Here is an 11,786-nt window from a genome sequence, read left to right as displayed (position 1 = left end):
TGTGTCGGTTGACCTGTGTCGGTGCGAAGGGCCCGCCGTGCTCCGGCCCTTCGAAGCTATCCCGGGCGGAGGACCAAGTCCACCGCCCAAGACTAATAATCAGTAAACTTATCAAATGTAGGAGCACGCGCAACGGCCTGCCTTGTTTCTGGGTACGGGAGGAGTAGAAAGAAAGCCTGGGCCGCGGCCGGAGAGGAAGGAGGGCCGATGTCTGAGGTTGAGGACTACACGGGCCGGACGGGACGCAATGAAACCCGCGAGGAGCAGCTTGACCGCAACTGGGCGGAACTCCTGCAGGAGCTCCGCGTACTTCAGACCGGGGTGCAGATCCTGGCCGGCTTCCTGCTGACGCTGCCGTTCCAGCAGCGGTTCGAAAAGCTGGACGGCTGGGAGGTTGGCCTGTATCTCGTCAACGTCGTCATCGCCGCGCTCACCACGGCCTTCATCCTCCTCCCGGTCAGTGTGCACCGCCGGCTTTTCCGCAAGCGGCTCAAGGAAACACTGGTCTCCAGCGCCGACAGCATCACCAAGATCGCACTGGGCGGCATCGCCCTGCTGAGCGCCGGAACAGCCGCCCTGGTGTTCGATGTTGCCGCCGGGCGGTCTGCCGGCGTCACGGCCGGGGGTGCACTGCTGGGCGTCATGGTGGTCATGCTGGTTTTCGTTCCGCTCCGCCTGAACAAGCGGGCTACAGGCAGGATCCTCCCGCCACCATCGGACAAGGAGTAAGACATGCGCAAATGGGCAAGGGAACATGGCCTGCTGCTGGCCAACCTGGGCTGCTTCCTGGCGTTCTTCGTGGGCATGATCCTCTCCGGAGCCGCTTCCTACAGTGAAGACCAGCAGGCCCACGGGGAGCCCGCCGTCTCGGTCCTGGAGTTCCTGGGCACGGGCGCCTTCGTCGAGGCCACCTTCGAGAACTGGGAATCGGAGTTCCTGCAGATGGCCATGTACGTGGTCCTCACCGTGTTCCTGTTCCAGAAAGGCTCATCCGAATCCAAGCCAATGGGCAAGGAGGCGCCGCAGGATGAAGATCCCCGCCAGGCGGCCCTGCGGAAGGCCACGCCCTGGCCGGTGCGGCGGGGCGGAGTGGTGCTCAAGGTGTACGAGCATTCACTGTCGATCCTGCTGTTCTCCCTGTTCCTTGGCTCGTTCTTCCTGCACGCCGCCGGCGGTGTGGACGAGTACAACCAGGACCAGCAAAGCCATGGCCAGCCCGCCATCACGTACCTGCAGTACCTGGGCACCAGCCGCTTCTGGTTTGAGTCCTTCCAAAACTGGCAAAGCGAGTTCCTGGCCGTCGCGGTCCTGGTGGGCGCGTCGGTCTACCTCCGGGAGAAGGGGTCCCCGGAATCGAAGCCCGTTGCCGAACCCCACTACGAGACCGGGACCTGAAGGCCCGGCCCACCTGGCCGATCCAACACCCGGCCCAATCCAGCCGGCAATCCAACCAGCCCCACCCAAGTGGCCGTGGGCTAGGCCCCTTCGAGTACCTGGCTTGTTGCCCAGGCCAGGTACTTGCCGGCGTTCGCCACAGCGTCCTGTGGGCTGGATGCGACGTCCAGCAGCTGCGCCGCGGATACCACGCCGTGCCCGGCAAGGTCCTCAAGGGTCACCAGGATCCTGCCGGCCACCACGATGACGGGAATTCCGCGTTCCCGGGCTGCGTCCGCGAGCGCGATCGGCGCCTTGCCGGTGAGTGACTGGGAATCCATGGATCCCTCACCGGTGATCACCAGGTCTGCCTGGTCCAGCTGCGCGGCCAGGCCGGTCAGTCCGGCCACCAGTGCGAAGCCGCCTTCCAGCGTGGCGTCGGTGAAGGCAAGGAACGACGCCGGGAAGCCGCCGGCGGCGCCGGCGCCTGGGACGTTCACGTCCCGGCCCGTTGCTTCCCGCAGCACTGACGCCCAGTTGCGCAGCCCGGCGTCGAGCATTTCCACGCTGTCCTGGTCCGCGCCCTTTTGGGGGCCGAAAACGTGCGCGGCGCCGGACGGCCCGTACAGCGGGTTGCGGACGTCGACGGCGATGCGGAACGTGGTTGCAGACAGCCGCGGGTCCAGCCCGGTGGTGTCCAGGGCGACGATGTCCGCCAGGGAACCGCCGCCCAGGGGCACCACGTTCCCCGCGGCGTCCAGGGGCTTCAGGCCGAGGGCGCGCAGGGCGCCGCTGCCGCCGTCGGTCATGGCCGAGCCGCCCAGGCCCAGGACGATCTCGGTGGCGCCCGCATCCAGTGCGGCAGCAATGAGCTGGCCGCAGCCATAGCTGTGGGCACGCAGGGCGTTGGCGGGCGTTGGTTCCATGTCCGCCAAACCGGAGGCCTGGGCCGTTTCGATCACTGCCGTAACCTTGCCGTCCCCGGCCTTGTGGATGGCCCAGGCAGCGCCGAGCGGGGCAAGGATGGGCCCCACCACGGCGTTCAGCCGCTCTTCGTAGCCTGCGGCCACGGCCGCCTCAAGGGTGCCCTCGCCACCGTCGGCAATGGGGAACTGCGTGACGACGGCGTCCGGGTACACCCGCAAGGCGCCTTCCGCGATGGCAGCGGCAGCCTCGGCCGCCGTCAGGGACCCCTTGAACTTGTCCGGAGCGATAAGAATGTGCATGCGCTCCATCATGCCAGCAAGCCACCGGAAAGCGCTTGCCAGATCCGCGATATGGACTCTGTGACTGCCCCACGCTCAGGAGAACAGCCAGCGACAGCCAGCGACAGGCACAAGGGGCCTACGCTTCGCGCCAGTCGTTGCTGGTGATGTGCGATCCCGCCTGCGGACCCATCTGGAGCATCCCGCCGTCGACCACCCACGCCGCACCGGTCACGTAGCTGGAGGCAGGCGAGGCGAGGAAGGCGATGACGTCGGCGATCTCCCGGGCATGCCCGGGCCGGCCCAGCGGCACCCCGGGGCGCTTCGTCGTCGTCGGATCCTGGTCCTCTTGCCCCGTCATTGGCGTGGCAATCTCCCCCGGCGCCACCGTGTTGGCCGTGATGCCGTACTGGCCCAGCTCCAGGGCGAGCGTCTTCATCAGGCCGCCCAGGCCGTGCTTGGACGCATCATAGGCGGACGATCCGACGCGCGGCTGGAACTCGTGCACGCTGGACACCGCCACCAGCCGGCCGCCCTTCCCGGCCTTGACCATGCGCCTTGCTGCCGCTTGCAGGCAGACGAATGCGCCGTTGAGGTTCGTGTCCAGGATCCTCATCCAGTCATCGATCCCCATGTCCAGGAACTTTGTGCTCGCACCCGTCCCGGCATTGTTCACGAAGACATCCAGGCCGCCCAGCTCCCCGGCGAGTTCATCGATCGCGCCGGCAGCGGCGTGGAGCTCGGTGGTGTCCAGTTGCCGGACCACGGCCTTGCGCCCCAGGCCGCGGATTTCTTCGGCGGTGCCCTCGGCGCCTGCCTTATTCGAATGCCAGGTGACACCCACGTCCATGCCGGCGCGGGCGAGCGCCACGGCGGTGGCCTTGCCGATTCCTGAGTCTGAAGCGGTGACGATGGCGGTGGTGGGCGTGAAGTTGCTGGTATCCGGCATGGCGGGGCCTTTCGTCAGGTCTGGCGGGTCTTGTCAGGGCGGGTCTGGTTCGGGCAGGCCGGCTCTGTTCAGGCGGGGCGGCTCGGTTCAGGCCGGGCGGCGGAGATCGGGCTGGTAGGACTCGTCGGCGGCGGTGGCCGGGCTGCCGCCGGCTTCCCGGGGCTCCGGCTGTGGTTCGGGCACGGCCATCAACGGAACCGCGAAGGTCACCACCGGCCGGGCACCGCCGTCGTCCGCCGACCTGATGGTCAGGCTCCTGGTGCCGGGCGGCACCGACGGGGTAAACACCTGCAGGTTGCGGGAACCGACTGTGGCCGATTCCTGCAGGGTGTATTCCGTGCCGAAGTGGTCCTCCACGATGAGGTGCGGTTCAGCCGCGTCATCCGAGGGAAGGTGGATGTTGACCACCAGGCCGGATGCCCAAACCTCCACTGAGAGGATGGTGAACTCCGTGGCGGAGGTGACGTGCCGCCCATAGGTGGGGGAAGGAGCATCCGGCGCAGGGCGCCGGATGGAATGAAGTTGCTCATGATGGTTCCTGTAGGTCTTGCGCCGGCGGTCGGGGTGGCGGCGCCGGAGGGTGATCCGGTGGCGGCCGAACGGGGTGGCGCGGGTGCGGCTTAGGCGTCTTCGCGGTCCGCAGCATCCGCATCGCGGATCCGGTTGCCTTTATCTCCTGCCATGGCAGTCTTCCCTCCATCCCCAGCTAACTAGTAAGTCTACTTACCATGGAGCCTCCGGATCCGGCCCCTGTCAAGGGGATGGAAGGCAGCCTGCGGCCGGACTGCGGGGATATGCGTGAAGTCTGCGGAACAGTTCGAACACCCCGTTGCCAGGGCTACCGGCGGGGGCGGACCACCGCGTAATACCCGGGCACCCTGTCCTGGCCCGGCACGCCGGTTACCGGGTTGGTTTCGATGGCCACATGGCCATCCTCAAGGAGTTCCCAGTCCGACGCCGGGAACGCACGTTCGCGCTCTTCCGGCCCGAAGTGCCCCGGCATGGGAAGCCCGCGGATGGCCAGCTCCAACGGCGCCGGAATGCCATGCGTGCTTGCCCCAAGATGGGTGACGTACTCCAGCGGGTTTCCCTGGAAGTTGGTTTCCGCCATGAAGACCGTCCCGCGGCCGCCCACCAGGATCCGCAGGTTGTCGACCATCGCCGTTTGGTGGGCCGGATCGAGGACATGCAGCACGCCGCGGATAAAGACGTTGGCGCCGTCAGGGCCCAACTGGAAGGACTCCGCCAGTTGCCCGGCAGCACCCTCCGCCGTCATGTCCCTGGCTTCAAAGGCGGCGTTTCCGATTCCTGCGGACTCCGCCCGCGCCCGGGCAACAGCATGGGGTGAGACGTCCACGCCGATGACCCGTGGAAAGATCCCGGCGAGCGCGCGGGTGAAGCTGCCGTGCCCACAGCCGGTGTCCACAACGGGAAGCGCAGGGTCCAGGTTACGAAGGAGGCTGTCCTGGTAGCCCTGGAACTCATGGTTGCTCCCCGAGTCCCAGAGGACCTCGCCGCCCGGACCGGTGGAAGTAATGCCGGCCCAGTACCGGTCCCACGCCTTATGCCGGTCCTTGGGGGCGCTGCGTGAGAGCCTGATGAGCTTGGGGATCATCAGGTACTTCTGCCAGGTGGACCGTGGCGACTTTGTTGGAGACACGGCTCAAATATATGGTCCTGCCCGTCCCGGTGGCGGACCTTCGGCAACATTACGGCGTGCCACAACTCCCTGGCAGCGCGGAAAGCGGGGGTAAGGGTGCGCACGCCGTGGACCCGCTTCGCCCGCATCCCCCTAGAATGTAGTCAACTGGGAGGGAAGGGAGCACTGTGACGGCTGTCCCGAGTGACGCGCGCCTGCCCCGCACGGCCGTCGTGGCCGATCCCGACGCAGGCCGGAGGGCCCGTAACGCACAGGCGCTGCGCGACGCCGGATACACCGTCCTCGAAGCCACCGACGCCGGCAGCCTCGCCGCGGTGCTGGACGGCGGTGAACCGTCAGTCGTCGTCGCCGATGCCTTCCTCTCCGGCGTCCTGTCCACCACCACGTCCGCCGCCCCGGTCCTGGTGATGGTGGACCTGGACAGCCCCGCGGAGATCGCAGCTGCCAACCCGCCAGGTGTCCACGACTGCATCACCAAGCCGCCTGCACCCCAGGAGCTGGTGCACCGCGCGTCCGTCCTCATCGACCAGGTATCCCGCCGCCGCGCCTCCAGGCAGGAAGCCGAAGCGCTCCGGGAGCAGTTGCGTGAAGTCTCTGCCGCGGTGCGCGCCACCAACGACCCCCAGGAAATCGCAAACCACGTCGTCGCGGGATTCGGCCGCACCTTCAAGGCCGACCACGTTGTCCTGGCAACCTTCGAGGATCACCGCGTCCCCGTCATCACGGCCGGGTGGCACAGGCGGGGCCTCGCGGAGCTGCCCGCTGACGCCCTTCCACGCGAGGAAGACGCCCGTGCCACGGCGGACATGCTCTGGGCCGGGACCGAGACGCTCTCCGCCGACGGAAACGAACCGGCCGCCCGCAGCGAGGCGAGGCCCGGCCCCGGTCCCGCCATCGCTGGAGCCGCCTCAACCCTGGCGGTGCCCATCGGCGAAGGGAATTCCTCCCTGGGCATCATCTGGATCGCCATGATGGACCGGCCCCGGACCTGGTCCAGCGCTGAACTGGGGCTGATCCAGCACGTGGCCGGCAACGCCGCCTACGGCCTCATCCAAAGCCACCTGATCAGCAGCCAGCAGCAGGTGGTCAAGCAGCTGAGGGAACTCGACAAGGCCAAGACTGACTTCCTGGCAACGGTGAACCACGAGCTGCGGACGCCGCTGACCTCGATCATGGCTTACCTGGACATGATCCAGGAAAGCACCGAGCATCCGGTGTCCCGGGAGGTCCACCAGATGCTGGACATCGTGGTCCGCAACACCGAACGCCTCCGCACGCTCATCGAGGACATGCTCAGCGTCTCCCGCGGCGGGCTGGACAACGCCGCGATGCAGCTGGCACCCGTGCGGCTGGGTCAGACCCTGGATCTGGTGGCCGCGGCGCTCCGTCCGCTGGCCACGCTGCAGAACGTCACCATCGACGTGGACCCCGTTCCGGAGGATCCGGAGATACTCGCGGACGAAGTGCAGCTGCAACAGGTCTTCACCAACCTGGTGTCCAATGCCATCAAGTTCACGCCCAGTGGTGGACGGATCGAGGTGGGCAGCGAGTCCCATGCCGCCGCGGACGGCTCCAAATGGGCCACCGTGCGCATCGCCGACACCGGCATCGGCATCTCGAGCGATGAAATCAACCACGTATTCACCAGGTTCTACCGCGCCTCCAACGCGATGAACGGCGCCATCCCGGGAACAGGCCTGGGCCTTGCCATCTCCAAGGACATCGTGGACCGCCACGGCGGCCGGATCGACGTCGCCTCCACCCTGGGCTCCGGGACCACCGTCACCGTCAGCCTTCCCCTCGGCACCGACAACGTCCAGGCCAACTAGGCGCCGAAGGAGGACCTGCCATGTTTGCCGACGACGATCCCCGGCTTTCGCAGCTGCTGGAAGGCATTGTCCGGCTGGCTTCCGGCGACCTCAGCTCCCGGATCGAGGTCTCACCCGCCCGGGATGAACTGGACGCGATCATCATGGGCACCAATCTCCTGGCCGAGGACCTGCAGATCATCTACGAGGAGCTTGAGCAGCGGGTGCAGGTCCGGACCCAGCTGCTGCACGAGGCGCACCTTGAGATGCAGAAGATGGCAATGCAGGACCCGCTGACCGGCCTGGCCAACCGGTCCGCACTGATCGAAGCGCTGCGCACCGCCCTGGAAGCCCGCACCGCGGCCGGCGGCGAGCCGGCGGATGAAGGCCCCGCCATCTTGCTGATGGACCTGGACGCGTTCAAATCCATCAATGACAGCCTGGGACACACGGCCGGCGACCAGGTCCTGGTGACTGTGGGCGAAAGGCTCCGGACCGCGGTCCGCGCGGCGGACGTCGTCGCCAGGCTGGGTGGTGACGAGTTCGCGATCGTCATGCCGTCGGCGTCGGCAGACCAGGCCGCCATCGTGGCGCACCGCATCCTGGCCGCGCTCACCGAACCCATCGAACTGCCCGGCCGCAGCGTGCGTTGCGGTGCCAGCATCGGGCTCAGCGTGGGCAGTGAAGGCCACAGCCCGGAGGACATGCTGATGGAGGCCGACGTCGCCATGTATGCCTCCAAGGCCGAAGGACAGAACAGGCTGCACCGGTTCGAGCCGGCCCTGCTGCTGATGCGGCGGCTCCGCAGCCAGCTGGTGGACGACCTGCGGGCCGCCATCAAGGATGACGCGCTGACGCTTTACTACCAGCCCGTGGTGGAGCTCGCCACGGGACGGATCGAGGGCGTGGAGGCACTGGTCCGCTGGAACCACCCCACCCGCGGCTTCATCATGCCGGACGAGTTCATTCCCCTTGCCGAGGAGGCGGGACTGATCTCGGAACTGGGCCTGTGGGTGCTCAGGACGGCTGTGAGGCAGCTCCGGGCCTGGATCGACGCATGCCTGCTGGACAGTACGTTTTCCGTGCGCGTCAATATCTCCGCCACGGACCTGCAGAGCCTGCAGTTCATCGAGGACGTGCGGAACGTGCTCCAGGAGACCGGGGTCAGGCCCGACCAGGTGGTCCTCGAATTGACCGAAGTGGCAATCGTCAAGGGCAATGAACTGGACCGGTACTCGCTGGGCGGCCTGCGCGGCCTGGGCGTGGGCATCGAAATTGACGATTTTGGCACCGGCTACTCCTCCATCAGCTACCTCCGCCGGCTGCCCGTGGACCGGGTCAAAGTGGACAGAACGCTGATTACCGGGCTGGAGACCGATCCCAGCCAGCCTGCCCTGGTGGCCGCCGTGCTGCAGCTGGTACGGGCGTGCGGGCTGGAAGCCGTATGGGAAGGCGTGGAAACCGCTGAGCAGGCGGAAATCCTGCGCGGGCTTGGCTGCCGCAGCGCGCAGGGCTACTACTTCAGCCGTCCGGTTCCGCCGGACCAGATACCCCAACTGCTGGCTGACCAGCAGGAAAGCGCTAACCAGTAACGCAAAACTACTGCGCTTTTGTGGCCGCCGTTATACGATCAGCGTGCGGTGTCTGGTTTTTCGCCGCCGCGAAATTCAGGTCTGGCAACACCGTACTTTTATAAGGCGTTTGGAAATTTGAACATTATTGGGCCATCGGGTCATTACTTCGTCAACTGGGGGCGTTGCTAATGTCGGTTCGGGTACAGGCATGGGGAATTATCGCTGCCGTGCTGGCGGATACGGATCCTGCGGGAGCCGCTGTCCGGCAACGGCTGAGCAGGAGCCTCGACGAGAATCCTGGCGTGCCGGAACGCGCTTTGCTGGAGTATCTCCTGGAGACCCGGCGCAGCGATGCCAACACCGTGGAAACACTGGAAGCGGCCAGGGACATGCGCCTCACAGCGCCCACCCTGCCGCCGCAGTTCGCTGAGCAGCTGGACGCCATCCGCAGCATCTCACGGATCAGCGCCCTGCTCGAGTACCAAATGCTGATGACCGCATTCCAGCCCATTTACGGACTGGAAGGAAAAACCGTGGTCGGCGCGGAAGCCCTCTCGCGCTTCGTCAGCGATGACGGTGCCGCTGCGGAACTGTGGTTCGCCGAGGCCGCGGCCGTGGGCCTGGGCGCAAACCTGGAGTTCTCGGCTTTGGGATCCGCCGCGGCGGCAGCCCGCGACCTGCCGGACAACCTTTATGTGTCCCTCAATATTTCGCCCACCTCCTGCATGGACCCGCGGCTGCCGGAACTGTTCGACCATATTGAACTCCCCATCGACCGCATAGTGCTCGAATTGACCGAGGACATTCCGGAAGAGGAATATCTGCAGTTCATTTCCGCGATCAATCCACTGCGGGAAAAGGGCCTGCGGATTGCCGTCGATGACACCCACACCGGGGCCGGCGCCCTCAGCCGCATGATCCACCTGCGTCCAGACTTCCTCAAGGTGGGACGCAACGTGATTGGCGACGTCGACAAGGACGGCCTCCAGCGGGCACTGTCGGCCTGCCTGGTGGACTTCACCGACCAGATCGGCACCATCCTGGTGGCTGAGGGGATTGAAACGGTGGGCGAACTCAAGGTCCTCACCGAACTTGGCATCAGCGCCGGCCAGGGTTACCTGCTGGGGCGGCCGTCAGTGCGGCCCCAGGATTGGGCCAACTGGAACACGCGGCTGGACGTGGACGGCCTGGAGCGCCATTTGGCGGGACCAGGGGAGTCGCGGGGCCGCCATGGCAAAGAGACTTCCTGACACACACCACGCTCACACCTAAGGCGAGCAGCGCGGCGCATGGCATGACGCCAGGCGCCGCGCCTGCCATTTAACCGCTATTCGGAGTGGCCCTGGTCCCGGCTCATCTGGTCCTCTGCCGGCGGCGTCTCTCCCGGGGGCACTCCCCCGCCCGGTTCCAGCCCGGTGACATTGCCCTCTGCCGGGTCGGGGTTTGGCGAACCGGCCGCCTCCCTGCTGCGCTGCTCCGCCAGGTGCGGCTGGGCGGAGCCAACGTCTTCCTTCCCCGGGCGGTCGGGGTTCGCGGGGTCATTCTCCGGATGGTAAGTGCTCATGCTGGTCTTCCTTCCTCTCCGGCTGCGGTCCGATTCCCCAGCACTGGACTAATTGTAAGCATGCTGATAATTCTGGAGGAGTAGGGCCGGTATGCCGCTGGGCGCCGGCACGCAATGTCGGAAGGAGCAGTCAGATGGGAATCGGCGACAGCATCGGCAAGGCAGCAGAAAACGCCATGGAGGACCCGGCCGGAACATCCAAGCCGACGGAGAAGATGGATGTTCCCGACCCCACGAACCCCAATGACGGCGTGGAAGTCCACTCGTCCCTGAGTGAAGGTTCAAATGCCATGGAGGCGGAGAAGCAGAAGGCGCCCGGCCTCAAGACAGGGGCTGCCCCGGCACCGGTCTCCAACCGTCCCCTGGGCGGTGACACCGACGAAACTGACCCTGGCCAGGCGGACCGCGACGGCCTTACCGGCGACGCCACCGCGCCGTCCGGGGGCTAGGAACCCGGCGCAGGCGGGTGGCCCTGCGGCCACTCCCCGCGCTCCATGAGCACTTCGCGAAGCAGGTCCGCGCGGTCCGTGACGATGCCGTCCGCGCCCAGGTCGAGGAGGCGGTGCATTTCCGTGGCATCGTTGATGGTCCAGACGTGCACCGCCAGGCCAAGGGCGTGGGCGCGGCGGATGAACCCGGCGGTGACCACAGGGATCCGTCCATAGCGGACGGGGACCTGCAGCGCATGGACGTCCCTGAGCACCCGGCGCATGAGCCGGTGGAACACCGGGCGTGGAAGCACGGGGCCCAGCAGGGTGAAGAGGGCATTGGAGGACACGCCGGCGGAGGAGGCAACCGGCCGGCTGAGCAGTTTCAGCACCGCCCGCCGTCGACGGTCCGAAAAACTGGTGACCAGCACCCGCTGGTGCACTTGGTGCCGCTCGATGGCGGCGGCCGTGCTGTGGACGGAGCCCCAGTCCTTGACGTCCAGGTTCAGCCGGGCGTGTGGCAGCTGGGTCACCAATTCATCGAACGTGGGGATGGGCTCGCGGCCGTTGATCCTGGCCTTGGCGACGTCCGCGGCCGGCAGGTCCGCCACGCGGCCGCTGCCGTCGGTCAGGCGGTCCAGGGCTTCATCGTGGAAGAGCAGCAGCACGCCGTCGGCCGTGGTGTGCACGTCCGTTTCCAGGTACCGGAAGCCCAGTTCGACGCCGGAGCGGAACGCGGCCATCGAGTTTTCCAGCCCCTCAGCCGAGAACCCGCGGTGGGCCATGGCGATGGGTAGCTGCCGCCCGGCGTCGTCCTTGTGCTCGAAAAAGGGCAGGGTCACAATGTGAGCGTACCCGAGCCGCGCGGGGTTGGGGCCGGCGGGTCAGTCAGCGCAGTCGGTTTCCCCGCATGGCACAATGTCCACCCCGTCGCCGCAGTGCAGGAGCGTCCGGCCGCGGCCGCCGTCCAGGTGGACCCAGACTGCCGTGTGGTCGGCGGTGATGGTGTCCACCACGCCGCCTGCCTCAAAACCGGGCGAAAGCAGGACGCGGACCCGGTCGCCCTGGCGCAGCTGCTTCCAGTGCGGAGCCGGGGTTGCTGGCCGGTGCGGCCCGTCGGCCATGTGCTGTTTGACGTTCCTTGCCATGGTTGCCCCCTATGAGCCGGCGTAAGTAGTGCCTGCTTTCCATGGTTCACGCTAGGGGGCGAAGGTAAACGCCAGG

At 66.8% G+C, this 11,786-nt stretch carries 13 protein-coding genes; 6 read left to right on the top strand and 7 right to left on the bottom strand.

The features are described 5' to 3' along the window. Window positions 1-207: 207 nt before the first annotated feature. Together OUO20_RS18695 and OUO20_RS18690 are read left to right on the top strand one after the other, a co-directional pair. Window positions 208-729: a DUF6328 family protein gene (locus OUO20_RS18695; protein WP_056388476.1), complete on the top strand. Its 522-nt coding sequence runs from the start codon at window positions 208-210 to the stop codon at window positions 727-729. 3 nt (window positions 730-732) lie between these two features. After that, window positions 733-1,395, top strand: a complete 663-nt coding sequence (locus OUO20_RS18690) for a DUF6766 family protein (protein ID WP_134165340.1) — start codon at window positions 733-735, stop codon at window positions 1,393-1,395. Between the two features lie 80 nt (window positions 1,396-1,475). Here OUO20_RS18690 and OUO20_RS18685 read toward each other — a convergent pair whose 3' ends face one another. The 4 genes from OUO20_RS18685 to OUO20_RS18670 form a co-directional block, all read right to left on the bottom strand. Continuing rightward, window positions 1,476-2,600: a glycerate kinase gene (locus OUO20_RS18685; RefSeq protein ID WP_268002404.1), complete on the bottom strand. Its 1,125-nt coding sequence runs from the start codon at window positions 2,598-2,600 to the stop codon at window positions 1,476-1,478. A 118-nt stretch (window positions 2,601-2,718) separates the two neighbouring features. Further along, window positions 2,719-3,528 (bottom strand): SDR family oxidoreductase, encoded by an 810-nt coding sequence (locus OUO20_RS18680; protein WP_268002403.1) that lies wholly within the window; start codon window positions 3,526-3,528, stop codon window positions 2,719-2,721. 87 nt (window positions 3,529-3,615) lie between these two features. Next, window positions 3,616-3,960: a hypothetical protein gene (locus OUO20_RS18675; protein WP_268002402.1), complete on the bottom strand. Its 345-nt coding sequence runs from the start codon at window positions 3,958-3,960 to the stop codon at window positions 3,616-3,618. A 406-nt stretch (window positions 3,961-4,366) separates the two neighbouring features. Next, entirely contained in the window at window positions 4,367-5,143 is a 777-nt protein-coding gene (locus OUO20_RS18670; protein ID WP_134164939.1) for a class I SAM-dependent methyltransferase, read from the bottom strand. A gap of 212 nt (window positions 5,144-5,355) precedes the next feature. Here OUO20_RS18670 and OUO20_RS18665 point away from each other — a divergent pair, with 212 nt between their 5' ends. From OUO20_RS18665 to OUO20_RS18655, 3 genes are all read left to right on the top strand, one after another. After that, a complete protein-coding gene (locus OUO20_RS18665; RefSeq protein WP_268002401.1) occupies window positions 5,356-7,017 on the top strand; it encodes an ATP-binding protein in 1,662 nt (553 codons plus the stop codon). A 20-nt stretch (window positions 7,018-7,037) separates the two neighbouring features. Continuing rightward, window positions 7,038-8,588, top strand: coding sequence for a putative bifunctional diguanylate cyclase/phosphodiesterase (locus tag OUO20_RS18660; RefSeq protein WP_056388484.1), 1,551 nt, complete (start codon window positions 7,038-7,040; stop codon window positions 8,586-8,588). Between the two features lie 170 nt (window positions 8,589-8,758). Next, on the top strand, window positions 8,759-9,820 hold the full coding sequence (locus tag OUO20_RS18655) for an EAL domain-containing protein (RefSeq protein WP_268002400.1): 1,062 nt from the start codon (window positions 8,759-8,761) through the stop codon (window positions 9,818-9,820). Window positions 9,821-9,897: 77 nt separating this feature from the next. Here OUO20_RS18655 and OUO20_RS18650 read toward each other — a convergent pair whose 3' ends face one another. Continuing rightward, on the bottom strand, window positions 9,898-10,134 hold the full coding sequence (locus OUO20_RS18650) for a DUF6480 family protein (RefSeq protein WP_268002399.1): 237 nt from the start codon (window positions 10,132-10,134) through the stop codon (window positions 9,898-9,900). 134 nt (window positions 10,135-10,268) lie between these two features. On the opposite strand from OUO20_RS18650, the gene OUO20_RS18645 reads away from it, so the two are divergent. Continuing rightward, entirely contained in the window at window positions 10,269-10,583 is a 315-nt protein-coding gene (locus tag OUO20_RS18645) for a hypothetical protein (RefSeq protein ID WP_268002398.1), read from the top strand. Here the strand turns inward: OUO20_RS18645 and OUO20_RS18640 are convergent. Both OUO20_RS18640 and OUO20_RS18635 read right to left on the bottom strand, forming a co-directional pair. Next, window positions 10,580-11,404, bottom strand: coding sequence for a glycerophosphodiester phosphodiesterase (locus OUO20_RS18640; RefSeq protein ID WP_268002397.1), 825 nt, complete (start codon window positions 11,402-11,404; stop codon window positions 10,580-10,582). The two genes, OUO20_RS18645 and OUO20_RS18640, sit on opposite strands and share 4 nt — an antisense overlap. A 42-nt stretch (window positions 11,405-11,446) precedes the next feature. After that, window positions 11,447-11,710 (bottom strand): hypothetical protein, encoded by a 264-nt coding sequence (locus OUO20_RS18635; RefSeq protein WP_018770324.1) that lies wholly within the window; start codon window positions 11,708-11,710, stop codon window positions 11,447-11,449. Window positions 11,711-11,786: the final 76 nt, after the last annotated feature.

This window comes from Arthrobacter sp. FX8 (assembly GCF_026723805.1).
Taxonomy (GTDB): domain Bacteria; phylum Actinomycetota; class Actinomycetes; order Actinomycetales; family Micrococcaceae; genus Arthrobacter.
This window is presented reverse-complemented; position numbering and strand designations above follow the sequence as displayed.